Consider the following 23,712-nt stretch of genomic DNA (forward strand, 5'->3'; position numbering starts at 1 on the left):
GGTCAAACATTCAATTTAGAGAACGGTGGAATGCCCGTATGGGTATGTCAGACAGTCTATGCCACACCATGCGCCCGCCTGAACTTCATCGCTGCATTCCCATGCCATCTGCGTTCCTCGCAGTGCTGGGCGCGTATGCATTCGTGTTGCCCGTCATGGCGGCGGACTATGTGAAAGACATCAAGCCCTTGCTCAAGGAGCGCTGCATTTCCTGCCATGGCACCGTGAAGCAAAAAGGTGATCTGCGGCTCGATGCCGGCGCTTTGATTCAAAAAGAGGTTCACCATGATTTGCTCGAACGCATCGCTTCCACGGATGAAGACGAGCGCATGCCGCCGGAAGGCAAACGTTTGAGCGCAGAGCAGATCGTACTGCTGCGGCAGTGGATCGCGGACGGTGCGCCCTTTCCAAAGGATGAAGTGATTCCAAAGAAGCCTTCCGAGCACTGGTCATTCCAACCCGTGCAGAGTCCACCACTGCCTGCGTCTGCCTTTGCTCATCCGATTGACGCCTTCGTATTCGGCAAACGCGAGGCTGCGCCTCATGCGAATCCGCTGGCGCTGCTCCGCCGCGTGCACCTTGATCTCACCGGTCTACCTCCGACGATTCAAGAGCAGGAGCGTTTCGCCAAATCCGGTGATCTCAACGCCGTTATCGATGACCTGCTCACACGCCCTGAATACGGTGAACGTTGGGCTCGCCACTGGCTGGATGTGGTGCGCTACGCCGACAGCAACGGCTACGAGCGCGATGCGGAGAAGCCCTTCGTCTGGCGCTATCGTGATTACGTCATCGAGTCACTCAATCAGGACAAGCCCTTCAATCGCTTCGTTTTGGAGCAGCTCGCGGGTGACGAACTGCCGGATCGCTCCCTCGCGTCCGTCATTGCCACCGGCTTTCTGCGCCTCGGGCATTGGGACGACGAGCCCGCAGATCCTGCGGCGGATCGCTATGATCAGCTCGACGACATTGTCAGCACCACCGGGCAGGCCTTCCTCGGTCTCACCATCGGCTGCGCACGCTGCCATGATCACAAGTTCGAGCCGCTGGCGACTCGCGACTACTACAGCCTCGTGGCTGTGTTTAATCCTCTCAAGCGTCCAGCCAAAGGTCGTACAGAGCTGACCGTGCCTGTTGATGGAGCGGAGGTTTACGCCTGGAGTGAACCAACCGCAAAAGCACCGGAGACGCATGTGCTCGTGCGTGGTTCACCCACACGTTTCGGCGATCTCGTCGAACCTGCGGTGCCTGCCATTCTCGTCAAACAGCAGCCCTCATTTCCAGCACCGAACGACAAAACCACGCAGCGCCGCCTCGGTCTCGCGCAATGGATCGCCAGTGAGCAAAATCCGCTTACGGCCCGAGTAATCGTAAATCGCGTCTGGCAGCAGCACTTCGGACAGGGATTTGTGACCACTGCGAACGATTTCGGTCTTATGGGTGCCGCTCCTGCACAGCCTGAACTGCTCGACTGGCTCGCTCACTGGTTCATGCATGAGGCTGGGTGGTCGCTGAAAAAGCTGCACCGCCTCATCCTCACAAGCCGTGCGTGGCAGATGAGCAAATCGTCGAACTCGCTCATGCGCTACCGCCGCCTCGAAGTCGAAGCCATCCGCGACTCCATGCTCGCCGTCAGCGGCCAGCTCAATCCGAAGCGTTTCGGCCCGGCGATGAAGCCCGGCATTCCCAAGGCCGCGCTCGAAGCCAACACCGACAAGGAAAAAGTCTGGCAGACCTCCGAAGAACGGGAAGCCTCGCGCCGCAGCATCTATGCCTTCATCAAGCGCGGCCTCGTCATCCCCATGCTCGAAACCCTCGACCTCGCCGACACCGTCAGCAGCTGCCCGCAGCGTCAGGTCACCACGGTCGCGCCGCAGGCGCTGAGCCTCTTCAACGGGGAATTCGTCAACCAGCAGGCACAGCACTTTGCCACCCGCTTGCGCCATGAAGCAGGCAATGATCCTGAAAAGCAGATCACCCTCGCCTGGAAGCTCGCCCTTTGCCGCAATCCCGCACCTGATGAACTGGCGAAGATGCGCACCTTTCTGCAAGACCAGCCGCTGGAGCAGGCCTGCCGCGTGATTTTGAATCTGAACGAGTTTGTTTATCCCGAGTAAGACGATGAACCGCCCTCTCACACGACGCGAATACTTGATGCGTGCCACTGGCGGCTTTGCCGGACTGGCGCTGGCTGATTTAATGGCGGAATCCCCCCTCTCAGAAAAGCGCCCGCATTTTCCAGTCAAAGCGAAGCACTGCGTCTTCCTTTTCATGAACGGCGGCCCCAGCCAGGTGGACACGTTTGATCCAAAACCGGCGCTCAAGAAATACCACGGCATGCCTTATCATGGCGATGCGAAGGTGGGCTCCAACGGTCGCGCAGTAGGTCACCTGATGCAGTCGCCGTTTGAGTTCAAGAAGCACGGTCAGAGCGGCCTTGAAATCAGCAGCCTCTTTCCACATACCGCCATGCATGCAGACGACCTCTGCGTGATCCGCTCCATGCATGCTGACACAGCAGCGCATGCCTCCGGCTGCTTGCAGATGAACACGGGCAGCATTTTCATCGGCAAGCCCTGCCTTGGCTCATGGCTCAATTACGGTCTCGGCACAGCCAATCAAGACTTGCCGGGATTCGTGGTGATGACCGATCCGCGTGGCGGTCCCATCGGTAGTGCATCGAACTGGACCGCAGGCTACATGCCAGCGGCGTATCAGGGCACCTTGTTCCGCAGCGGCGGCTCGCCTTTGCTTGACCTCGCCACACCCGAAGGCACCAGCGACCGCACCCAGAGGCGCAGTCTCGATCTCCTCAAGTCCTTGAATGAAGAACATCTCAAGCGGCATCCCGAAGAGACGGAACTGATGGCGCGCATCGAGTCCTACGAGCTGGCCTATCGCATGCAAACCGAAGCGATGAGCGTGGTCGATCTTGACAGCGAAGACGCAGCCACACGTGAGATGTACGGTCTCAACAACAAGCTCACCGCAGACTTTGGCCGCAAGTGCCTCATCACACGCAAGCTCATCGAAAAAGGTGTGCGTTTCATCCAGCTTTACTCCGGCGGCGGCCATATTGAGGACACTTGGGACGGTCACAACGACTGCATCACCAATCACACTTTGCACGCCGGTGAAACCGACCAGCCCATCGCGGCGCTGATCGCGGATCTCAAACGCACCGGCCTGTGGGACGAAACACTGCTCGTCTGGGGCGGTGAGTTTGGCCGCACCCCGACCAGCGAAGGCGTGGGCAAGCCGGGCCGTGACCACGACTGGCATGGCTTCTCCATGTGGCTGGCCGGAGCAGGCGTTAAGGGTGGCCAGGCCATCGGTGCCACCGACGAACTCGGTTTCAAGGCCGTCGAAGACCGCTGTCACGTGAGCGACCTGCACGCGACGATCCTGCACTTGATGGGCATCGACCACTCACGCCTCAGCTACCTGCATCAGGGACTCAACCAACGCCTCACCGGCGTCGAGGACCGGCGGGTGATCACCCGGGCACTGGCGTAAGCTGCCAACTGCGTCGCGATTGCTTTTGTTTGATCAAATGGCCTGTGCGGCACGTTTGGATTGGTCTTGCCGACCTTTCAAAAAGCCGCCGCTGCCCGCTTTATGAAACTCCAATTATTGAACTCTCCAGCCATGAAATCGCCCGTCATCCTCACTCTGCTTCTTGCTGCGTCTTTGCACGCACAGACGCCTGCCCCCGCCGTTAAACCCGCTCCGGCTCCTAAACGTGCGCCCACCATCGCGAATGTGCCTTATGGTTCGCATGAGCGGCAGGTGCTTGATTTTTACAAAGCGGATTCGTCGAAGCCCACGCCGCTGCTGTTTTTCATCCATGGAGGTGGCTGGGTCGCAGGAGATAAGTCCGGTGTCGGCGAGCTCGAAGCCTGCCTCAAGGCCGGAATCTCCGTCGTCTCCATCAACTACCGCTACTCCTGGCAGGCGCAGCTTGCAGGCGTGATGCCGCCTGTGCAGTGGCCGCTGGAGGATGCTGCGCGTGCCTTGCAGTTTGTGCGCAGCCGCGCGGTGGAATGGAACATCGACAAGCAGCGCATCGGAGCCAGTGGCGGTTCTGCCGGGGCCTGCTCCAGCCTCTATCTTGCGTTCCATGATGACATGGCCGATCCCAAGAGCAGTGATCCCATCGCCCGTGAATCCACTCGTCTGTGGTGCGCGGCGGTCAGCGGTGCGCAGACCTCGCTGGATCCCAAGCAGCTCAAGGAATGGACGCCGAACAGCCGCTACGGCGGTCATGCCTTCGGATTCATGGACCCGAACGAGCGCAAAACCCGCGACACCCGCTTTGCCGAATTTTTGGAAAAGCGCGAGTCCGTGCTGAAGTGGATCAAAATGTACTCGCCGTATGAGCTCGTCTCCAAGGATGACCCGCCCGTCTATCTCTTCTATACCAATACTCCGGCCATCGGGCAGGAGCAGAAAGACCCCACGCATACCGCGAACTACGGCGTCAAACTTCAGGAACACTGCCGCGAAATCGGTGACGAATGCGAGCTCGTTTATCCCGGTGCACCAGACGTGAAGCACAAGAGCATTGCGGAGTTTCTGATTGAGACGCTGAAGAAGTGAGAGGTCATGTCGACCCGCAGCCAGACTGGTATGGCTGCGGAGGAAGACTCATGATTGCAGCCAGATAAGCTGATTTAAGAGCGTTCTACCTGCTCTCATGAAACTCGCTCTCTCCCTCCTTTTACTCACCTCCATTGCCTTTGCCGCCGACACACCGGCGAAGAAGGCCGAGGCTCCCGCAAAAAAAGCTGATGCCCCTGCGGCCAAGGCTCCGGCCAAGAAAGTCTATCCGAAGAATCCGCCGCCGACGGTGGCGAATCTGAAGTATGGGCCGGCTGAGCGAAATGTGCTCGATTTCTGGCAGGCGAAGTCGGACAAGCCGACGCCTTTGCTGTTTTTCATCCATGGCGGCGGCTGGATGGGCGGGGACAAGGCGGGCATCGCCGTAGAGCCTTTCTTGAAGGAGGGCATTTCGGTGGTGTCGATCAACTACCGCTACATCTCGCAGGCACAGGACGTGGTGCCGCCGGTGAAGGCACCGCTGACGGATGCGGCGCTTGCTTTGCAGACCGTGCGCAGCAAGGCGGCGGAGTGGAACATCGACAAGACCCGCATTGGCGCCAGCGGTGGCTCCGCAGGTGCATGCAGCAGCCTGTGGCTGGCTTTCCACGACGACATGGCCGATCCGAAAAGCAGCGATCCCATCGCACGTGAATCGACCCGCCTTTACACGGCTGCCGTGAATGGTCCGCAGACCACGCTGGATCCCAAGCAGATGCGCGAGTGGACGCCGAACAGCAAGTATGGCGGCCATGCCTTCAGCAAGGCGGGTGAGTTTAAAAACTTCGATGACTTCGTGGCGGCGCGGGAACGCATTCTGCCTTGGATCAATGAGTACTCGCCCTACGCGCTCGTTTCTTCTGATGATCCTGGTGTGTACTGCTTATTCGGTGCTCCTCCTGCCATCGGCCAGGAGCAGAAGGACCCGACGCACACCGCCAATTTTGGCGTGAAACTGCAGGAGCATTGCAAAGAAAAGGGCGTGGCCTGTGAGGTCGTTTATCCGGGCGCGACGGATGTGAAGTACAAGACGATCAACGAATTCCTCATCGCCAAGCTCAAGGAAGCAAAGTGAGGCACCTCCACATTCACCATCCATGATCATGAAACTCAATCCCCTCACTCTCGGCGGCCTGGTGCTGTCTCTTTGTCTTGTCACCCAGGCTGAAGACTCCGGCTTCCGCCCGATCTTTAATGGCAAGGACCTCACGGGCTGGTACGGCCTGAACCCACATTCCGTCGTCAAACTCGAAGGCGAGAAGAAAGCCGAAGCGCTCAAGAAGATGCGCGACGAATTCGCCAAAGACTGGAAGGTGGAGAACGGCGAACTGGTCAACGACGGTCACGGCCCCTATGCCACCACTGAAGAGGAATTTGGCGACATCGAATTCCTCATCGAATACAAAACCGTGGCAGGTGCTGACAGCGGCATCTACCTGCGTGGCGCACCCCAGGTGCAGATTTGGGACAAGTCCCAGGTCTTCGATCCGGCCAAACCGACACGCAGGCCGCACCTTGGCTCAGGTGGTCTGTTTAACAACACCCCGGACACTCCCGGCCGCGATCCACTGGTGGTGGCGGACAAGCCCATGGGTGAGTGGAACAGCTTCCGCATCCGCCAGATCGGGGCGCGCACCTGGGTGTGGCTGAACGACAAGCTCGTCGTCGACGGGAATGTGATGGAAAACTACTACGACCGCACCAAGCCGCTGCCTGCCAAGGGACCGATCATGCTGCAGACGCACGGCGGCGAGATCCGCTGGCGCAATCTGAAGGTGCGCGAAATCGGTGCTGAGGAAGCCAAGAAGATCCTTGCCGAAGCCGACGCGAAGAAGTGATCCGATCAGCCTAAATGAAAAAAGCCGCAGAGGGATCACCTCTGCGGCTTTTTGATTGTTTCGGCTGCTTTACTTGTTCAGCACGAGGCGCAGTGTGCCGTTGTGGACCTCCAGCGACTGGATGCCAGCGAGGAATTTTTGTAGCGCAGGATCAGTCTCCACGTTTTCAGCCACAAGATCCACGCCCTTGAGGTCACCGATCCAGCTGTTTGGCAGGGAAATGCCGCCGAGGCTGAGGTCGTCGAGTTTCAGCGACAGTTTGTGCTCAGCCGAGAGGCTGGTGCCGAAGGTGAAGCGGAGGCGAATCTTTTGGTTTGGTACGATCGGGAAATCTTCCGGGGCGGTGAAAATGACCACAGCGGAGACCTGGCCTTCGCCAAACTTCACCTGCACGGTCTCGCCGAGCTGCTGCTGGGCGAGGTAGGCGTTCACTTCACGCTCGTTGACGACGATCGTGCGGTTTGCCTCATCGGGCGGAATGGCGGCAGGATTGTTCAGGGCCTGCAGCTTGTTGTCGAACTCCGCTTTTTCTGTGGCGGTCAGGCTCACAGGAGTCATGGCGGAGGGGTAGAAGTTCTGTTTGACCCAGAATGCGCCGGTGGCGGCGGCGATGCCCGCGCAGCCGAGAATGACGGCGAGGGTGATGAGCACGACTTTCTTGGTGGAACGCGCACGCGGTGCGGCGGGCGCTGCGGTTTCAGGGACGGTTTGCATGGTGGTGAGTTTGGATGCTTTCCAGGCAAGAGTATTCATTCTGACTGAAAAATGCCATCTACATGTTCCCCGGCAGTTTGTAAGGCATTGACTCGGCACGCTGGCCTTGGGAACATCTGAAATAACCATGAAATACATACTCGCACTAGACCAGGGCACCACCAGCTCACGCGCGATTCTCTTCAACCACGACGGCGGCATCGTGGCGACGGCCCAGAAAGAATTCCGGCAGATCTTCCCTAAACCGGGCTGGGTGGAGCATGATGCGCAGGAAATCTGGGCCACGCAGGCCGGGGTGGCCTCTGAAGTGCTGCACAAAGCGCGGGCGAAGGCCGCTGACGTGGCCGCCATTGGCATCACGAACCAGCGGGAGACGACCGTGGTGTGGGATCGCAAAACCGGGAAGCCAATCTGCAACGCCATCGTCTGGCAGGACCGCCGCACGGCCTCGATTTGCGACAAGCTGCGCGCGCAGAAGCTCGACAAGCTCATTCAGCGCAAGACCGGCCTCATCGTGGACGCCTACTTCTCCGCCACTAAAGTGCAGTGGATTTTGCAAAACGTGAAAGGAGCCAAAGCCCGTGCGGCGAAAGGTGAGCTCGCCTTTGGCACCATCGACTCCTGGCTGCTGTGGAATCTCACCGGCGGCAAGGTGCATGCCACGGATGTCAGCAATGCCTCGCGCACGATGCTCTATGACATTCGCAAAGGCATCTGGGATGAGGAACTGTTGAAAATCTTCGGCGTGCCGCGATCCATGTTGCCGGAGGTGCGGGATTCGAGCGGGGAGTTTGGCGTGACATCGCTGCTTGGCGGTTCGATTCCCATTGCAGGCATCGCGGGAGATCAGCAGTCGGCTTTGTTTGGCCAGATTTGCACGAAGCCCGGCATGGTGAAGAACACCTATGGCACGGGCTGTTTCATGCTGATGAACACCGGCACCAAACCGATCAATTCCAAAAACAAACTTCTCACCACCGTGGCCTGGCGAATCAACGGGCGCACCGAATACGCGCTGGAAGGCAGCGTGTTCATTGCTGGCGCGGCGATTCAATGGCTGCGCGATGGGCTGGGCATCATCCGTCAGTCGACGGATGTTGAAGCGCTGGCCGCGAGTGTGCCTGACACCGGGGGCGTTTACCTTGTGCCTGCGTTTGCCGGTCTCGGGGCACCGCATTGGGATGCCTATGCGCGCGGCACGCTGGTGGGAATGACGCGCGGCACCACGGCGGCGCACATTGCGCGTGCGGCGCTGGAGGGCATCGCCCTGCAAGTCATGGACATCTTGAAGGCCATGGAAGCTGATGCGGGCATCAAGCTGAAGGAGCTGCGTGTCGATGGCGGTGCCAGCGTGAACAATCTGCTCATGCAGTTGCAGTGCGATCTGCTGGGTGTTCCAGTCGTTCGCCCCAAAGTGAATGAAACCACCGCGCTCGGCGCGGCCTGCCTCGCGGGACTTGCCGTGGGCTATTGGAAAAACTTGGCCGATATCGCCAAGCACTGGCAGGTGGACCTCAAATTCAAGCCGGGCATGAAAGCCTCCGCCCGCACCCAGATCACGCAGGGCTGGAACCGGGCGCTGGGCCGTGCCAAGGGATGGGAGTTGAAGCAGCCGGATTAATGTGGCAAACTTAAAACCAGAAGCCATGAGCGCCCTGCTTTCCATCCCCGAGATTAAAAACCAGACGGTCTTCAATATTGACCGCTGGGAGGAGATCGGGCGTGATCCGCTGGTGCGCAGCTGGCCAGGGAGGGTGGAAACCGACCGGTACGGGAATCCGATTATGATGTGCTACGCCGAATTTTCCCATGGAGGCAAACAAGCTGATATTGCCTTGTTGCTTCAAAAGCACGCGCCTGCTGGCAAAATCACTGTCGAATGTCCCATCTCGACAAGTGAAGGCATCAAGGTCGCGGATGTGGCCTGGGTGTCGAAAAAAAGGCTGGTTCAAGTCGGCGGACGTGTGGCGCTCAAGGGTGCTCCTGAAATTTGCGTGGAAGTTGTGTCTCCTGGCAACAAACGCGGCGAGATCGAGGAGAAGCGCCGTCTGTATTTTGAAGCAGGAGCAAAGGAAGTGTGGGTGTGCGACCGGCGTGGTCGCTTGAAGTTCTTCCTCAAAGATGACCCGGAAACGGCTGCTGGCTCATTGCTCTGCCCAAAAGTGCCACGTTCCGTGAGCGTTGACTGATCATGCGACACACCGCATGGATCAATCCGCCCTGCCCGCTGCTGCCGGAGGAGAACCGGCACTACGATCACACGGACATTGAGGCGCTGAATCATGAGCGTGGGCCGCTGTTTTATGAGACGGCGCTGCACTATGCCCAGAGCCTGTGGCGTGAAGGTTTTCCGGCCAAAAGCATCCTCATCATCAACCGTGCGCTGTCACTGCCACTGAGCGCTGATGAGCCCGTTCTCGCCAAATGGCCGCTGCCGTATCTGGCGCTGGTGTGGATCATGCAGCACCGGGTTGAGGGCCAGTTCATCGGCAATCCCCGCCGTCACTGGCAGCACCTGGCCACGCGCATGGTGGAGCCGAACAAGGAGCTGCGCACCTGGCGTGCCTGGGCCTGCTGGTATCTTGCGCAGTTGATCCTGCCGGAGGCTGAGTTCCCATCGGATCAGAAGCAAATCCGCGAGGAGCAGATCGTGGAACCCACGCAGGGACAGATCGCCGAGCATTTGCACCGCCTCTCACCAGCGCGGGATGAGGATGTCTGGCGGCATGCACTGAGCACGATACAAACGCACCGCGAACCGCTCAGCGCCCGCATCCGCCGGATTGGTGCCCACGAGTTGCCCACGGTGCAGCGGCTGGGACATGAAATCTGGCATGCCTATTATCCCGGCATCATCAGCGTGGAGCAGATTCGCTACATGCTTTCCATCTGGTATCAGCCTGGATCCATGGCGCATGAAATGCAGGCGCGTGATGTGTGGTATGCACTCGTGGAGACAGCCAGGCCGAAGCCGGTCGGCTACATTTCTTTTGAGAAGCTTCTTTTCGAGCCCGTGCTCTTCATCAACAAGCTCTACCTGCTGCCTGAAGTGCACGGCCATGGGCTTGGGGGAATCACTCTTCGATGGACCGAGGACCGCGCCCGCGAGATGCGCTGCAAAGTTGTGCGCCTCCGTGTGAACAAACGCAACGCCCCGGCCATCCGCTCTTACCTGCGGGCGGGCTTCCGATTCACCGAAGACATCGTCAGTGACATCGGCAGCGGTTTTGTGATGGATGATTATGTGATGGAGAAGGCGGTGTGAATGGGAGATCGTCTTTGACACTCATCAACACGCATTCCATCTCACCCAGTGATCCCACTCGACCTTTCTCTCGCTGAAGTTCCCCGCATGCCCGCGAATGCCGCGCGGTTGCTGGGCAAGGAGGGGGTGATGACGGTGGCGGATGTGATTGCTCTGATGCCATCCCGGCACGAGGACCGGCGGCAGATGCAGGCGCTGGCGTTTCAGGCGGGACTGCTGCCGTCGTGTCATCACGTGTTGATCACGAAGACGGGGAACAAGTTTTTCGGCAGGGCGGGCGTGTTTGAGGCGGTGGTGCGGCATGCGACGGGGCTGCTGGGGCAGCAGCTCACGCTGAAGTGGTGGAACATGCCATTCATGAGCCGGGTGCTGGCGGAGGGGCAGGAGCTGATTGTCTACGGCATCATCAAGGACACGAAAGGCCGCCTAAGCATGGCGCATCCGGAGTATGAGATCGTCAAAGGCGGCGCGGATGATGATGCGGGTCAGATTCACACGGGGCGCATCACACCGATCTACCGGCTGAAAGGGGCGATGACGCAGAAAGCCCTGCGCGTGGCGGTGTGGCATGTGATGCAGGCGCTGCCAGAGTCGTTTATTGAAGATTTGCTGCCCGCACCGAGCGGGGAAGGGGAGTTCGCTGGCATGTCGCGTTCGAAAGCACTGCGGGAGGTGCATTTCCCATCCAGCATGGAAAAACTGGAGCAGGCGCGGCGCTACCTGGCGCTGCAGGAGTTCTATGGTTACCAATTGCGCGTGGCGCGGCGGAAACGGCGCGTGATCGAGTCGGGCGGACGCAGGCAGGTCGGCACGGGCGAGCTCCTGCGGGATTTTTTCAACGAGCTGCCGTTTCAGCTCACCCCGGCGCAGCAGCGTTGTCTGGATGAAATTCATCGCGACATGGCCTCGGGCAATCCGATGAACCGCCTGCTGCACGGCGATGTGGGCAGCGGCAAAACGGTGGTGGCCTTTGCTGCGATGCTGCGTGCGGTCGAATCAGGCCGGCAGGCGGTTCTAATGGCACCGACGCAGATTTTGGCTGAGCAGCATGCGCGCAACGCACGCAAGTGGCTGGAACCGCTGGGACTGCGTGTGGCGCTACGGACGGGCTCGAAGCGTGAGGATGGGGATGGCGTGGAGCTGATGCGCGGAAAGAGCAGCTCTGCGAAACCCGAGATCGTCATTGGCACGCATGCACTGCTGCATGACGCAGAGCTGATGCACAACACGGGGATCGTTGTCATTGATGAGCAGCACAAGTTTGGCGTGGCGCAGCGGGCGAAGCTGATCCGCAAGGGGGATACGCCGGATGTGCTGGTGATGACGGCCACGCCGATCCCGCGCACGTTGACGCTGACGATCTACGGGGATCTGGAGGTTTCAACGATCGACCAGAAGCCACGCGATGGGGTGAAGATCATCACCAAGGTGCGACCGAAGACCAAGCTCAAGGACGCGGCCAAATTCCTGCGTGAGCAGATCGAGGAGGGTCGGCAGGGCTACATTGTCTATGCGCTGATCGATGAATCGGAAAAGCTCGATGCGGGTGCGGCGACGAAGGGACATGAGGAGTGGTCCAAGCTGCTGGCCCCATGTGAGGTGGGTCTGCTGCATGGCCGGATGAGCGCGGAGGAGAAGGAGGAGGTGATGAAACGCTTCCGTGCGGGCAAGCTGGACGCACTGGTTTCGACCGCGGTGATCGAAGTAGGCATCGATGTTCCAAACGCGACGGTGATGTTCATCCACGACGCTGGCCGCTTTGGGCTGGCTCAGCTGCATCAGTTGCGTGGCCGCATCGGTCGCGGAGCGCACACGAGCTACTGCGTGCTGTTTGTGGATGACAAGGACGAGGAAAACCGTCAGCGGCTGGCAATCATGGAGGAGACGAGCGACGGCTTCCAGATCGCCGAGGAGGACCTGCGGCGGCGTGGGCCAGGGGATGTGCTGGGCCATGCGCAGAGCGGGCAGGCACCGCTGCTGTTTGGTGAACTGCTGGCAGATACGCGGCTGGTGCGCCTGGCGCGGCAGCTTGCCGAGCGGACACTGGACGAAGATCCGCAATTGCTGCGTCCGGCGCTGGCGGTGTTTCGGGATGAGCCGGTGGTGGCTGAAAAGGCTCAGGCAATGATGCAGTGATTCGGGTTAATTAAATTTGTTTAAAGGAAGGTTTAGTCAAGGTGGCTTGACGATTGAGGCTTTTACCCGGTCAGTACCAATAGTCATGCATCCTCTTGCTCCCAGCTGCGCGCCTATGCCGCAGATGAACCAAACCGAAACCGTTCGCAAACGGCATCGGCGTGGGAAGCTGAGCATGATCACGATGCTGCGTTTGGCTGTTGTTTCTGCAGCCGCCTTGGGTGTCACGGCGTTTGTGCTGTGGTTAAAAAAGGAGACGCCGCACCCCAGTGCCGCAATTGCTGTTCGTGAATCTCCGTTCGTCCAGGCGCGGACTTTGAAGTCACCCTTGCAGACAGTGCAGTCCTCCGGGCTGGCGGCCTATGGACTGAAGAAAGATCCCGTGCCGACACCCGCGTCCGCAGTGGTGCAGGCTCCACCCCAGGTCCAAGAGCCGGTCGTGAAAAAAATGCCCCCGGTGTGGCTGCTGGCGGACGTCCCCGAGTTTGCTGATGCCAAGAATGCCGGGTTGTCTGCTGCGCAAACGATCGATCAGCTGCGGCAAAGCCTGCGTGAGTCGGGTGCCCGGCAGATGGGGCAGGCGGTGCGTTTTGGAATGCTGAACCTGTCCGAGCTGATGGTCATGGATTCCAGAGCGTGGACGGCAAGCCTGAATACGCCCGTCGCGACTGAGAACCGTGCCTCGGCCATGCTGCTGACGTTCTATCTTACCTACCTTGATCGTGCGGGAAACGGCGCTGGTGTGAAAGCACTGCTGCAAGCCATGGAGCAGGGCATGTCTGAGGAGAACGCCGTGCGGGAGTTTATCCTGGCGGGGCGCAGTGTGGCAGAACTGGAACGTGAGATGGGACGGGTGTTTGCGGATGCCGGCGTGGAGCTTCAGTTTACGCGGCGTGGTGGTCTGGCCATGAGGCCGTGACGAATTCCGGGGGAGAATCCTTTTGCCCCGTCTGGTTTTTGCCTTTAATCCGTGGGCATCTCCATGAAAACTTCCTGGCCCATCCGCCTTGTGCGTGCGCTGTTCTTTGCGTTCTCCGTTTTCATTGGCATCGCGATCGCCCTGGGCCTGGACCAGGACGCCTGGGTGGGGGCGCTTAGCGGCGCGGTGTTCATGGGCATGCTGGTGGTGCTGGATGTGCTGCTGGCGCACTTCACCCTGCGGGATTTTTCCCACGCTACGCTTGGGCTGGCAGTGGGCCTTTTCTGCGCGTGGCTGATCACGCGCATCGGCGTGTTCCAGCTCGCCTATTTTCAAAATCACGAGGAAGGGGTGGCGCTGCAAAACGTCGCAGAAATCTGCATCTATGGGACTCTGGCGTTTTTCGGAGTCACGTTTGCGCTGCGCAGTGACCGGGACCAGTTTGCCTTTCTGATCCCATACATCCGGTTCCGCCGAGACGGCTCTGAGGGTGAACCGCTGCTGCTGGACACAAACGTCGTCATGGATGCCCGGCTGCCAGGTGTTTTTGCCACCGGATTTCTCAGCGGTGCCGTCGTGGTTCCGCGTTGCGTTTTAGACGGGCTCCAGCATCTGGCAGACTCCCCTGACGCTGCGCAGTCCCTGCGGGGCAAGCGAGGGCTGGAGATGATGGAAAAGCTGCGGGCAAGGCCGGAGATGAAGGTTTCCATTCATGAAGACGGCTCTTCAGATGCCTCAGTGGAAGTGCGGCTGGTGACGCTGGCACGTGAACTGAATGCCCGCCTGCTGACAAACGATGACAATCTCGCCAAGGTGGCCCGCTTGCGTGGCATCACGGTGCTCAGCCTGCGCGAGCTGGTAGCAGCCTTGAATCCAGAACTCAGCGTGGGCGATGAACTGCGGCTGCCGCTGACCAAACCTGGCAAGGACAAGAACCAGGCGGTGGGCTATCTGCCAGACGGTGCCATGATCGTCGTCAACAACGCCGCTGCGCAGATCGGGCAGACGGTGGATGTGGTGGTTTCGGGCACCCTTCCGACCAGTGCCGGAAGGCTGATCTTTGCTGAGATCAAACCGGACGCGTGACGCGCCTGCGCTGCAGCAAACCTGCTGAGAGGGCCAGCATCACCAGCAATGCCGACTGCGGCTCTGGAACCATGGTGATGGACATGATGGAGGCCGCGCTGGTGGAGATACGCGAGGCGTACATGCTGGAGGGATTGTCCAAAGGAAGATCGGGAATGTAGGTCCAGCCAAAGGAGTCAGAGCCCTGATATAGGCCACCTCGATCAAACAGCGCTGCATTGAAATCGCTGCCATCTCCGGTGACGTTGTTGGTGTCGAACATGCCATCAATGCTGTAGTTCACGCCAGCCAGTTTCCAGATGCCACCGTCATTGACGAACACGCCGCCGCCGGAATCACCGTTGGAAAGGGTGGCCTCTTCGGCGGTGCCACTGGCACTGAATGAGGCGGTGAGCAGATCGCCAATGGCGCTCGAATAAATGCCGCTGACGGTGTTGGTGCCCCAGCGCGCTTTGCCGTCAGGATTGGTGTCCTGCCACCCATGCAGAATCCCACCGACCATCACATCCGTCCCGCGCGGACCGCCTCTGCCGTTGACCTGCATGGTCAGACCTGTTTCAGAGGAACCCGTGTAGAGCGGCGCGTAGGTGGCAAAAGTTTCCTGGATTTTGAAGATGCGCAGGTCGGTGCCAGCGATGTCCCAGTAGCCGACGCCACCATTGGCCGCAGTGTCGATGTTGTAGGTCACATCTGCTCCGCCGCTGAATATGCCGTTTTGTGTGAAGGTGAAGCCCTGAGTGCCGAAATGCTGCGCGGTGATGAAGTACTGGGGTGCAATCATGGTGCCAAGATAGGCGCCGTAAGTGCCTTCATACTGCCAGCCTGAATTGGCAAAAATGCCGGTGGGGGCTGTGGTGTTGTGATTCGGATCGGCGGTGGCTTCAAACACAATCGCACGACATGGTGCTATGCCCAGGCATAACAAGGCAACCACTGCGCACATGATGCGCGAACACATGGAGTCTGATGCATTGGCGGCCACAAACATCGAGTAATGTCTCATCATGTTTTTGAATTACCATAAAACTCTGCTGAATTGCCTTAATTTTCTCCCCACAAGCAGCCTCAAAACCTGATTTGTAAATGGTATGACCTTCACTCGGTGAAAACCCGCTCGACACACTGATCATTTTTGTTATGGATGGCAGGCTTGTGACGCAAAAATGAAAAAAGGTTCATTCATCAACATGCTGGGTGCCTGCATTCTTCCGCCGATCGTCGGCGTGGGAATTTGCTGGGGTATCATCCAGCTTTTGAAGAACCATGAAATGTTTCGTGTGGATGCGGTTACACCACCCGTGGCCGCAGTCAGCAAAGTGCGCCAAGGCAAGCTGAGCGAGAACAGTGCGGAGATCCGTGCCGCGCTGCCTGTTGATGCAACATTTGCCCCGGTGCGTCCGCTGCCAGTGTCGCCGAATGCGGAAAAAGCCGCCCTGAGACGTGCGGCTGAGGACGCCAAGGTTAAACCGGTCATTCCAACGAAGCCGTCCAACGGTGATTCCACGGTGGCCGCTGCCAGGAAGTCTGACAAACCCGTTCCTGCCATCGACTTCAAAATGCCTGTCTGGCGTCCGATCCTTGATCCCATCGAAGATCACTGGACTCGTCTGATGCCGCGCACCGAGGCGCTGCCCCAGGCGTATCAGGCCGTGCTCAACGATGACGCCGCCCACCTTGCCAAAATCATCGCCATGGGCATTTCCCCCAACGAAATGACCTTGGGCGGAGATACGCCGCTGTGCGCCGCCGTGCGCATGGGACGTGCGGATTGTGTGCATGTGCTGGCGCTCTCGGGAGTGAATCTGAACCAGCCGGCGCATGAAAAACAGCCACCGATAGCGATCGCCTCCCTGCGCCGGAATGTTCCCGTGTTGCAGGCGCTGCTGGATTTTGGTGTCGATCCCAACACACGCTTTAACACACCTATTCTGAAGCAGGTCATTGATCGCTGCACGATCAAAGATCTGCGAAACGCCATGGAAAGCGATCGTGGCATCACCCCGATGATCTGCTGTGCTGCACGAGGCGATGTGGAAGGCGCGGTCACTCTGATGCGCGCGGGAGGCCGGCCAGGAATGGGCACCACACGCTTTCACCGCTACCCGATCAATTTTGCCGCCACGCAGGGGTATCTGTTCCTCATGCGTGTCCTGCTGGGCCGCGATCCTGAGTCGGAACCGGACACGCTCGTGACTGTCGATCTTTCAAGTCAACGTGCCTGGGTGACCAAGCAGGGGCGCATCATCAACCACACCATGGTTTCCACCGGGCGTGAAGGCTACGGCACACCGGCCGGGCGCTATGTCATCACCGACAAGCACACCTCCCATGTTTCTACGCTCTACCATGTGGCCATGCCTTGGTTCATGCGTTTGAACTGCGGGGCCATCGGCCTGCACAGCGGGTATGTCACGGGGCAGCCTGCGTCACATGGCTGCATCCGTCTTCCCTACGAGAAGGCGAAGCAGTTCTTCAGCCAGGTGCGTGTGGGCGACGAGGTGGAGATTGTTTATTAGCGGGTCATTTGTTCCCAAGCCGATGATCGGCTTCGCTGTTGCGCTGAAAGCAATCGTAAAAGGCCCGGTCCTACAGCGTTTTCAGCAGCTTGTCGTGGATGCCGTCGAAGCCGCCGTTGCTGAAGACCACGATCACATCGCCTGTGCGAGTTTCCTGTTTCAGGCGATTCACGATGGCGTCGGTGTCTGCTTCAAACCAGCAGGGTTTGCCGCGTGCGGTGACTGCCTGAGCCACCTTGGCGGTGTCGAGTCGTTGATCTGCGGCGACCTTTTCTGGATTGGCTACTGCTGCGATGACAGAGCCGTCGGCTTCTGTCAGTGCTTCGATCAGTTCATTCTGCAGCACGTTGCGGCGACTGGTGTTTGAGCGGGGCTCGAAAAGCGCCCAGAGGCGGCGTCCTTCATAGCGCTGGCGCAGGCCTCGCAGTGTCTCGCGAATGGCGGTCGGGTGATGGCCGAAGTCGTCGATGATCGTGATGCCGTGGGCCGTGCCACGCTCCTGCTGACGACGGCGGATGCCGCGAAAACTGCTCAGACCGGCGCGGATTTCATCATCACTCAATCCGGCAAAACGGGCTGCGCAGACGCACATCGCTGCATTGCGTGCATTGAACTCTCCGACCATGGGCACGTCGAACGTTGCTCCATTGATTTCAAAATGGGTGCTTTCGGGCGTCACGCGGGTGATCGTGATGCGGAAGTCGCAAGTGTCGCCCAAGCCCACGGTCTTGAACGGTGCCGGGCACTTGGCACGCAGGCTGAGGCAGTTCGGGTCGTCCCCGTTGACGAGGACAAGGCCGTTGCGAGGCACCGTGTTGAGGAAGCGCTGAAACGAGAGCAGGATCTCGTCGAGGTCGCGGAAGATGTCCGCGTGATCGAACTCAATGTTGTTCACTATGGCGCACTCCGGCAGGTAGTGGAGGAATTTGCTGCGCTTGTCGAAGTAGGCGGTGTCATATTCGTCGCCTTCGATCACAAACAGGTCCGAGTGAGTGAAGCGTGCGCCTGATTCGAAATTCTCCGGCACGCCGCCGATCATGAAGCCGGGGTTTTTGCCTGCGTGCTCATAGATCCACGCAAGCATCGTTGTGGTCGTCGTCTTGCCGTGCGTGCCGCTTACCACAAAGCTGCGTTTGCCCTGGATGACCTCGCGCTTCAGCATCTCCGCCATGGAGACGTAAGGCAGCTTTTTCTCCAGCAGTGCCTCGAGTTCGGGATTGCCGCGAGAGATTGCGTTGCCCACCACATACACATCCGCCTGCAGCGGCAGGTTGTCCGGATTGTAGCCTTCAGTCACAGTGATGCCGGCATCCCGCAGCACATCGCTCATGGGCGGATAAACTTGATTGTCGGATCCGCTGATGGTGTGACCGAGGGCGCGCAGAGCGACTGCGGTGGAGCCCATTGCGGTGCCGCAGATGCCGATGAAATGAATGTGCTTGGGAGATGCCATGGAAAAGAAGCGCACGGTTCAAATCCAGGCGCAGACGTGAACTAAAGCAGGACTTTTTGCCCCCTGCTAAAAGAAAGTTCAGTTCGGCGGGAATAATCGCACAGGCGGAGGCTCCAACGTTGCGATGGCTCGAATCCCCGCAGCCAGCCAGAACTAACAAACAAATCAAAATACATCACACCCACCATGAGCACCAAGCACATCATCGCCGCCGCCGCCTTCACCGGTCTCCTTTCCGGCGCCTACGCCGCCCAGACCACCAGCACCCAGAAGGCCGCCAGCCTCGGCGTCTCCATCGAAAAGATGGCTGAAAAAGGCCAGCACGTTTGCAAGGGACACAATACCTGCAAAGGACAGGGTGGCTGCAAGTCCGGTGACAACGGCTGCAAAGGCAAGAACTCCTGCAAGGGCAAAGGCGGCTGCAACACCATGCCGAAGAAGTAAGCCGAATCGATTTCCGCAGCCACACGACACCCCCGCGTGTGGCTGCGGCCAATCTTTAAACATTACACTTGGAATTCCAGAGCATGCCCGCCAACCCTCACAATGGTCACACCGATCTAGGCATCGGTCTCGGCCTCCGTGTGCCGCACTACCGGCATATTCTGGAGAAGAAGCCGGTCTGTGATTGGTTTGAGATCATCTCCGAAAACTTCATGGTCGATGGCGGCCGCCCGCTGGAGGTGCTGGACAGCATTTTGGAGCAATACCGCGTCGTGCAGCACGGGGTGTCGATGTACTTCGGCAATGCCGATCCGCTGAATCGCGACCACCTTAAAAAGCTCAAGCGTCTGGTGAAGCGGACCAACACGCCCTGGCTCTCCGATCACCTCTGCTGGGGCAGTGTGGATGGCCGCTGCTCCCACGACCTCCTGCCCATGCCCTACACCCAGAGTGTGGCCAGGCACACCGCCGAGAAAATCAGGCAGGCCCGGGATTTTCTCGAAGTGCCCATCTGCGTGGAAAATGTGAGCAGCTACGCCGAATTCACGCAGAACGAGATGACCGAGTGGGAATTCCTCAACGAAGTCGTTGAGCGCGCTGACTGCGGCATCCTCCTGGATGTAAACAACATCTACGTCTCCTCGCAGAACCACGGCTTCGATCCCTTCGAATACCTCCGTGCAGTGCCGCATCATCGCGTCGGCCAGATTCACATCGCCGGGCACACCCGGCTGGATCACGTCATCCTCGACACCCACGATCATCCCGTGCCAGATCCCGTGTGGGATCTCTACGCCGCCGCCATCCAAAACACCGGGAGCACCGCCACACTCCTCGAATGGGACGACAAAATTCCCAGCTTCGATGATGTGCATGCCGAAGCGCTCAAAGCCAGCCGCTACCTTCATGAGCATGCCCACGCCTAGCCGTCTCCGCACCAATGCCGACCTGCGCCAACTGCAACGCACCATGGCTGCGGCGCTGATGCAGCCGCTCACGCGCCAGGACGGCATGCCCGTCAGCACGGAGGTCGATTTCATCACACCGAACGATAGTATGAGCGGTTTCGAGCGCCTTGAAATCTACGCCCGCCAGTACTGGTTCCGCCTGCTCGACTGTCTCTACGACGACTATCCTGCACTGCGCGTTTTCCTGGGCGAGCGCCGCTTTCACCGGCTCTGCCGCGACTACCTCGCGCAGCATCCCAGCACTTCCTGGACTTTGCGTAATCTAGGCTCCGCACTTCCCGCTTTTGTTACAGATCTCAACGCGCGTGATGTGGCCCGCGTTGAATGGGCGCAGACGCTTGCCTTTGACGAGGTATTGAAAAAGCCGCTGCGGATCGATGATCTCCTTGGCGCAGACCCCTCCATGCTTCGTCTGGGGCTCCAGCCCTGCGTCGTGTTTCTGCAGATTGAACACGCGGTCGATCACTTCATTACCGCGATGAAAAAAGCAGACGCCGATGTGCGCGGTTCAGCCAGCCAGGCCATGTCCGAGGCACCCACACGTGCCAAAGTCGCCAAGGCACCGAAATTAAAGCGCGAGCGTGTGCATCTGGCCGTTCACCGCCATGACAACCAGCTGTACTTCAAGCGCCTTGCCCCGGAGTCCTTCGCCATGCTCACGGCATTGAGGGATGGCCTCACGCTGGCTAATGCCATCGAATTCGCTCTCTCCCAAGCCAGTCCCGAGACTGACTGGCCCGCGCAGATTCGTGTTTGGTTCGCCGAATTCTCCCAGCTCGGGTGGTTCATCCAATTTCCCCGCAAATCATGAAGCCCTGGACCCTCGCCAACACACTCCTCGACCGCGCCGCCAGTTGCCTGGCAGATCCCTTTTTGTTCGGCATCCGCCTCTATTGGGGCTGGCAGTTTTTTCAGACCGGAAAAGGCAAGCTCAGCGACATCAGCGTGCCCACCGCTTTCTTCACCGAACTCGGCATTCCTTTTCCAGAGCTGAATGCGTACATGGCGGGCTGCACGGAGTGCTTCGGAGGCTTGCTGTTTCTGGCGGGCCTCTTTTCCCGAGTCACCTGCGTGCCACTGATCTTCACCATGCTCGTCGCCTACGGCACGGCGCATCTCGATGTGGTCAAAACGATCTGGTCAGATGCCGACTCCTTCGTCAGCGCCCCGCCGTTTCTCTTTCTGCTGGCCAGCGTGACCGTCTTCATTTTTGGTCCTGGCAGGTTGTCGGCCGATGAACTCCTGCGTCGGCGAAAAAAAGCGTGAATTGTGGGAATAAACGCTGCGGTCACGTCTCCCACCTGCATACCCGACCCATGAACTCATGGAATCTGCCTTCCAATTCGGCATTGAACTGCCTGCAACCCGCACGATACCTCGACGCGTGACCGACACCGTGCCCAGCTTTGAGCAGATCGTGGACTCCCACTATCAGGGGCTTTACCGCTTTGCCATGAGCATGTGCCGGCGTGAGGCCACTGCGCAGGATCTTGTGCAGCAAACCTTTCTGCAATGGGCAAAGAAAGGGCACACGCTGCGGGATGCCTCGAAGGTGAAGACCTGGCTGTTCACCACGATCTACCGCGAATGGCTCGGCATCGCCCGCCGCGAGAAAAAATATGAAGAGGTCGAATTTGAACCCGAGCAGCATGGCGCCACGCAGCACCATGATGACGGCGAAAATCCGCGCGTGGACAGCGCCACGCTGCAAACGGCGCTCGAAGAACTGGAGCCCAATTACCGAGCACCACTGGTGCTTTTTTACCTCAAGGAGCTATCCTACCGGGACATCGCCGAGACGCTGGGCGTTCCCATCGGCACAGTGATGTCACGCCTTTCCCGCGCCAAAGACAGCCTGCGCACCATTTTGCGCCGCCTCGAAGACTCCGCCCCCTCCAACATTATCCCCCTATCCGCCTCGTGAACCGCGAAGAAGCCAGACTCGAACTCGATGCCACGACGCTCCGCCCTCAGGATGCATCGCAAGAGGCGCGTGGGATGGCTGATAGCGATCCCGAACTGGGCGCATGGCTCAAAAAGCGCACTGAGTTTGATGAACAAGTCGCCGGGGCCTTTGCTGCCACCATTCCAGCAGGGCTGCGGGCAAGCATTCTGCAAAACGCCAGACGGCCCGCTAAAAGCCCCACCCGCTGGGTGCTACCCACACTGGCGGCCGCTGCTGCCGCAGTAGTGGTCGGCTGGGCGATGCTCTGGCCGGTGAGCAACAGCATGCCCGGCTGGCAGGCTGATTCGCTCGCCGCCGTGACGAAAGTCGAGTACGGCATTTCCAAGGTCGATCACATGTCGCGTGACTTCGAAGCCATCAAAAAGATGCTTGTGGCTGATGAGTCCCCGACGCCGGATCGTCTGCCTGGCAAGGTGGGGACCATGTCTGTGCTGGCCTGCAAGCGCATCCTGATCGGCGGTCGTGCAGCATCCATCATCTGCTTTGAAATTCAGCCTGGCAAAGAGGCGCACCTCGTCGTGATGGACAACACCGGACTCACCGACCTGCCGCCACAGCTTCGGCCCCAGTTTAAGAGCAACAAGAACTGGAACATGGCCAGCTGGAGCGATGGCAGCCAGACTTTCCTCCTCGCCACCACGGCGGATGAAGCGGTGTTGAAGAAATTGTTTGGGCTGGCGTGAGGTTACGGAATCTCACTCACCTGCACCTTGGTGGTCAGGGAGAACAGCGCGGCAAAGACAAAGATCCTTTTCATGGGGGCGAGTGAATCACCGTCCTTCGAACCGGTCACGTCCTTTTGCCAGCGCCTCGATCTTGCGGTCGGCGATGCTGCGTTTGAGCATCCAGAAGCCGCAGTCGGGATGGATGAACTTCACCCGGCCGGAGCCGATTTTATTCTCCGCAGCTTCGATGCGGCGGGCGATTTCGTCGGCAGTTTCGATGTGATTTACCTTGATGTCCACGACACCGAGGCCGACGCCGATTTTGGGATCGAGTTCCTTGAGAGCGTCGAGATCAGCGGCGGGCCGATGAGCGAGCTCCAGCACGAGGTGGTCTGCGCGCAGTGAGTTTAAGAAGGTGATGAGCGTGGCCCACTCGCCTTTTTGAATTGTCTGGCCACCATAGTTGCCGAAGCAGAAGTGCACGGCTTTTGTGCCTTTCACCGCATCCAGTACTCGATTGATGCCTGCGGCGGCGATGGGCGCGTCCGCTGGGTTGCCGGGAATGTTGGCTTCATCGACTTGGACGCAGTCGCATTGCAAATCGGCGGCCTGCGCAGCCAGCGCATCGGCAATGGCCATGTTGAGCGCGGCGAAGTCGTTGTAGTGCGTGTCCAGCAGGGTGCGCGCGAGCATGTAGGGGCTGGTCAGTGTGAACTTGAAAGGGCCACCGGCCACTTTGCCCGCACGGGCGCAGTCCTCGGCCAGATTGAGGACGCCTTCGGTGATGGGGCCGCGCACGACGGCGGCGGGTTTGCTGCGGAAGGCCATCTCATGCTTGGCACGAAACGCCGCGGCATCCGCACGACCCACGCGGCTGTCGATGCCGCCCAGTTTGTGGACGAAGTACTCGATCATGCCGTTCGTGTCGGGATGATTCACATCGAAGCGATACAGCTCGCCATCCGTCGGCAGATCAATGCCGGCCTGACGTTGCGTGTCGAACACCACGCGTGTGGCATCAATGACAGCGGCTCCGCTCGGCAGCGCGCTGAGCCATTCGGGGACAGGGTAGGAGCCGACGGTGGTGGTCTGGATGGTGGCCATGCGGCAGACTAGTCAGCATCCTCCGGCTTTGGAAGGCAG

22 protein-coding genes are annotated in these 23,712 nt (G+C 59.3%); 18 read left to right on the forward strand and 4 right to left on the reverse strand.

Features of this window, described 5'->3' with window-relative positions:
* Positions 1 to 101 precede the first annotated feature (101 nt).
* From AC24GY_RS01330 to AC24GY_RS01350, 5 genes are all read left to right on the forward strand, one after another.
* Positions 102 to 2,117, forward strand: a complete 2,016-nt coding sequence (locus tag AC24GY_RS01330; protein ID WP_487679633.1) for a DUF1553 domain-containing protein — start codon at positions 102 to 104, stop codon at positions 2,115 to 2,117.
* Positions 2,118 to 2,121: 4 nt separating this feature from the next.
* Positions 2,122 to 3,516: a DUF1501 domain-containing protein gene (locus AC24GY_RS01335; protein WP_487679635.1), complete on the forward strand. Its 1,395-nt coding sequence runs from the start codon at positions 2,122 to 2,124 to the stop codon at positions 3,514 to 3,516.
* A gap of 132 nt (positions 3,517 to 3,648) precedes the next feature.
* Positions 3,649 to 4,599, forward strand: a complete 951-nt coding sequence (locus AC24GY_RS01340) for an alpha/beta hydrolase family protein (RefSeq protein ID WP_487679637.1) — start codon at positions 3,649 to 3,651, stop codon at positions 4,597 to 4,599.
* Positions 4,600 to 4,696: 97 nt separating this feature from the next.
* Positions 4,697 to 5,674 carry a carboxylesterase family protein gene (locus AC24GY_RS01345; RefSeq protein ID WP_487679639.1) on the forward strand — a complete coding sequence of 326 codons (978 nt, stop codon included), beginning with the start codon at positions 4,697 to 4,699 and terminating at the stop codon, positions 5,672 to 5,674.
* Between the two features lie 22 nt (positions 5,675 to 5,696).
* The gene (locus AC24GY_RS01350) at positions 5,697 to 6,437 is read left to right on the forward strand and encodes a 3-keto-disaccharide hydrolase (protein WP_487679641.1); all 741 of its coding nucleotides are present in this window, start codon (positions 5,697 to 5,699) and stop codon (positions 6,435 to 6,437) included.
* Positions 6,438 to 6,506: 69 nt separating this feature from the next.
* Here the strand turns inward: AC24GY_RS01350 and AC24GY_RS01355 are convergent, their stop codons facing one another.
* Positions 6,507 to 7,190 (reverse strand): hypothetical protein, encoded by a 684-nt coding sequence (locus tag AC24GY_RS01355; protein WP_487679643.1) that lies wholly within the window; start codon positions 7,188 to 7,190, stop codon positions 6,507 to 6,509.
* 88 nt (positions 7,191 to 7,278) lie between these two features.
* On the opposite strand from AC24GY_RS01355, the gene glpK reads away from it, so the two are divergent.
* From glpK to AC24GY_RS01385, 6 genes are all read left to right on the forward strand, one after another.
* On the forward strand, positions 7,279 to 8,772 hold the full coding sequence (gene glpK, locus AC24GY_RS01360) for a glycerol kinase GlpK (protein WP_487679645.1): 1,494 nt from the start codon (positions 7,279 to 7,281) through the stop codon (positions 8,770 to 8,772).
* A 25-nt stretch (positions 8,773 to 8,797) separates the two neighbouring features.
* Positions 8,798 to 9,340, forward strand: coding sequence for a Uma2 family endonuclease (locus AC24GY_RS01365; RefSeq protein WP_422322198.1), 543 nt, complete (start codon positions 8,798 to 8,800; stop codon positions 9,338 to 9,340).
* A 2-nt stretch (positions 9,341 to 9,342) separates the two neighbouring features.
* Positions 9,343 to 10,416 (forward strand): GNAT family N-acetyltransferase, encoded by a 1,074-nt coding sequence (locus tag AC24GY_RS01370; RefSeq protein WP_487679648.1) that lies wholly within the window; start codon positions 9,343 to 9,345, stop codon positions 10,414 to 10,416.
* 48 nt (positions 10,417 to 10,464) lie between these two features.
* Positions 10,465 to 12,552, forward strand: coding sequence for an ATP-dependent DNA helicase RecG (gene recG / locus AC24GY_RS01375; RefSeq protein WP_487679650.1), 2,088 nt, complete (start codon positions 10,465 to 10,467; stop codon positions 12,550 to 12,552).
* Positions 12,553 to 12,676: 124 nt separating this feature from the next.
* Positions 12,677 to 13,471 (forward strand): hypothetical protein, encoded by a 795-nt coding sequence (locus AC24GY_RS01380; protein ID WP_487679651.1) that lies wholly within the window; start codon positions 12,677 to 12,679, stop codon positions 13,469 to 13,471.
* Between the two features lie 63 nt (positions 13,472 to 13,534).
* Positions 13,535 to 14,557 carry a PIN/TRAM domain-containing protein gene (locus tag AC24GY_RS01385; RefSeq protein ID WP_422322202.1) on the forward strand — a complete coding sequence of 341 codons (1,023 nt, stop codon included), beginning with the start codon at positions 13,535 to 13,537 and terminating at the stop codon, positions 14,555 to 14,557.
* On the opposite strand, the gene AC24GY_RS01390 is transcribed toward AC24GY_RS01385, so the two are convergent.
* Positions 14,541 to 15,446, reverse strand: coding sequence for a hypothetical protein (locus tag AC24GY_RS01390; protein WP_422322203.1), 906 nt, complete (start codon positions 15,444 to 15,446; stop codon positions 14,541 to 14,543). The two genes, AC24GY_RS01385 and AC24GY_RS01390, sit on opposite strands and share 17 nt — an antisense overlap.
* A gap of 274 nt (positions 15,447 to 15,720) precedes the next feature.
* Here AC24GY_RS01390 and AC24GY_RS01395 point away from each other — a divergent pair, with 274 nt between their 5' ends.
* On the forward strand, positions 15,721 to 17,073 hold the full coding sequence (locus tag AC24GY_RS01395) for a L,D-transpeptidase family protein (RefSeq protein ID WP_487679652.1): 1,353 nt from the start codon (positions 15,721 to 15,723) through the stop codon (positions 17,071 to 17,073).
* Between the two features lie 70 nt (positions 17,074 to 17,143).
* Here AC24GY_RS01395 and mpl read toward each other — a convergent pair whose 3' ends face one another.
* Positions 17,144 to 18,526: a UDP-N-acetylmuramate:L-alanyl-gamma-D-glutamyl-meso-diaminopimelate ligase gene (gene mpl, locus AC24GY_RS01400; protein ID WP_422322205.1), complete on the reverse strand. Its 1,383-nt coding sequence runs from the start codon at positions 18,524 to 18,526 to the stop codon at positions 17,144 to 17,146.
* Between the two features lie 186 nt (positions 18,527 to 18,712).
* Here mpl and AC24GY_RS01405 point away from each other — a divergent pair, with 186 nt between their 5' ends.
* The 6 genes from AC24GY_RS01405 (at position 18,713) to AC24GY_RS01430 (ending at position 22,587) form a co-directional block, all read left to right on the forward strand.
* Positions 18,713 to 18,970, forward strand: a complete 258-nt coding sequence (locus AC24GY_RS01405) for a hypothetical protein (protein WP_422322206.1) — start codon at positions 18,713 to 18,715, stop codon at positions 18,968 to 18,970.
* Positions 18,971 to 19,053: 83 nt separating this feature from the next.
* Positions 19,054 to 19,896 (forward strand): MNIO family bufferin maturase, encoded by an 843-nt coding sequence (bufB, locus tag AC24GY_RS01410; protein WP_487679654.1) that lies wholly within the window; start codon positions 19,054 to 19,056, stop codon positions 19,894 to 19,896.
* Positions 19,877 to 20,749, forward strand: coding sequence for an HvfC/BufC family peptide modification chaperone (locus AC24GY_RS01415; protein ID WP_487679656.1), 873 nt, complete (start codon positions 19,877 to 19,879; stop codon positions 20,747 to 20,749). The genes bufB and AC24GY_RS01415 overlap by 20 nt, the downstream gene beginning before the upstream one ends.
* On the forward strand, positions 20,746 to 21,204 hold the full coding sequence (locus AC24GY_RS01420) for a DoxX family protein (protein WP_487679658.1): 459 nt from the start codon (positions 20,746 to 20,748) through the stop codon (positions 21,202 to 21,204). The genes AC24GY_RS01415 and AC24GY_RS01420 overlap by 4 nt, the downstream gene beginning before the upstream one ends.
* A 58-nt stretch (positions 21,205 to 21,262) precedes the next feature.
* On the forward strand, positions 21,263 to 21,862 hold the full coding sequence (locus tag AC24GY_RS01425) for an RNA polymerase sigma factor (RefSeq protein ID WP_487679660.1): 600 nt from the start codon (positions 21,263 to 21,265) through the stop codon (positions 21,860 to 21,862).
* On the forward strand, positions 21,859 to 22,587 hold the full coding sequence (locus AC24GY_RS01430) for a hypothetical protein (RefSeq protein WP_487679662.1): 729 nt from the start codon (positions 21,859 to 21,861) through the stop codon (positions 22,585 to 22,587). The genes AC24GY_RS01425 and AC24GY_RS01430 overlap by 4 nt, the downstream gene beginning before the upstream one ends.
* A gap of 87 nt (positions 22,588 to 22,674) precedes the next feature.
* On the opposite strand, the gene AC24GY_RS01435 is transcribed toward AC24GY_RS01430, so the two are convergent.
* Positions 22,675 to 23,673 (reverse strand): cobalamin-independent methionine synthase II family protein, encoded by a 999-nt coding sequence (locus tag AC24GY_RS01435; RefSeq protein ID WP_487679664.1) that lies wholly within the window; start codon positions 23,671 to 23,673, stop codon positions 22,675 to 22,677.
* Positions 23,674 to 23,712: the final 39 nt, after the last annotated feature.

It is taken from the genome of Prosthecobacter sp. Pr1, from assembly GCF_057652315.1.

What these genes read in the sequence shown, in the direction of transcription:
- AC24GY_RS01330 (WP_487679633.1), top strand. Translation starts at nt 102, where the DNA reads ATGCCATCTGCGTTCCTCGCAGTGCTGGGCGCGTATGCATTCGTGTTG.
- AC24GY_RS01335 (WP_487679635.1), top strand. Translation starts at nt 2,122, where the DNA reads ATGAACCGCCCTCTCACACGACGCGAATACTTGATGCGTGCCACTGGC.
- AC24GY_RS01340 (WP_487679637.1), top strand. Translation starts at nt 3,649, where the DNA reads ATGAAATCGCCCGTCATCCTCACTCTGCTTCTTGCTGCGTCTTTGCAC.
- AC24GY_RS01345 (WP_487679639.1), top strand. Translation starts at nt 4,697, where the DNA reads ATGAAACTCGCTCTCTCCCTCCTTTTACTCACCTCCATTGCCTTTGCC.
- AC24GY_RS01350 (WP_487679641.1), top strand. Translation starts at nt 5,697, where the DNA reads ATGATCATGAAACTCAATCCCCTCACTCTCGGCGGCCTGGTGCTGTCT.
- AC24GY_RS01355 (WP_487679643.1), bottom strand. Translation starts at nt 7,190, where the DNA reads ATGAATACTCTTGCCTGGAAAGCATCCAAACTCACCACCATGCAAACC.
- glpK (WP_487679645.1), top strand. Translation starts at nt 7,279, where the DNA reads ATGAAATACATACTCGCACTAGACCAGGGCACCACCAGCTCACGCGCG.
- AC24GY_RS01365 (WP_422322198.1), top strand. Translation starts at nt 8,798, where the DNA reads ATGAGCGCCCTGCTTTCCATCCCCGAGATTAAAAACCAGACGGTCTTC.
- AC24GY_RS01370 (WP_487679648.1), top strand. Translation starts at nt 9,343, where the DNA reads ATGCGACACACCGCATGGATCAATCCGCCCTGCCCGCTGCTGCCGGAG.
- AC24GY_RS01380 (WP_487679651.1), top strand. Translation starts at nt 12,677, where the DNA reads ATGAACCAAACCGAAACCGTTCGCAAACGGCATCGGCGTGGGAAGCTG.
- AC24GY_RS01385 (WP_422322202.1), top strand. Translation starts at nt 13,535, where the DNA reads ATGAAAACTTCCTGGCCCATCCGCCTTGTGCGTGCGCTGTTCTTTGCG.
- AC24GY_RS01395 (WP_487679652.1), top strand. Translation starts at nt 15,721, where the DNA reads ATGAAAAAAGGTTCATTCATCAACATGCTGGGTGCCTGCATTCTTCCG.
- mpl (WP_422322205.1), bottom strand. Translation starts at nt 18,526, where the DNA reads ATGGCATCTCCCAAGCACATTCATTTCATCGGCATCTGCGGCACCGCA.
- AC24GY_RS01405 (WP_422322206.1), top strand. Translation starts at nt 18,713, where the DNA reads ATGAGCACCAAGCACATCATCGCCGCCGCCGCCTTCACCGGTCTCCTT.
- bufB (WP_487679654.1), top strand. Translation starts at nt 19,054, where the DNA reads ATGCCCGCCAACCCTCACAATGGTCACACCGATCTAGGCATCGGTCTC.
- AC24GY_RS01415 (WP_487679656.1), top strand. Translation starts at nt 19,877, where the DNA reads ATGAGCATGCCCACGCCTAGCCGTCTCCGCACCAATGCCGACCTGCGC.
- AC24GY_RS01420 (WP_487679658.1), top strand. Translation starts at nt 20,746, where the DNA reads ATGAAGCCCTGGACCCTCGCCAACACACTCCTCGACCGCGCCGCCAGT.
- AC24GY_RS01425 (WP_487679660.1), top strand. Translation starts at nt 21,263, where the DNA reads ATGGAATCTGCCTTCCAATTCGGCATTGAACTGCCTGCAACCCGCACG.
- AC24GY_RS01435 (WP_487679664.1), bottom strand. Translation starts at nt 23,673, where the DNA reads ATGGCCACCATCCAGACCACCACCGTCGGCTCCTACCCTGTCCCCGAA.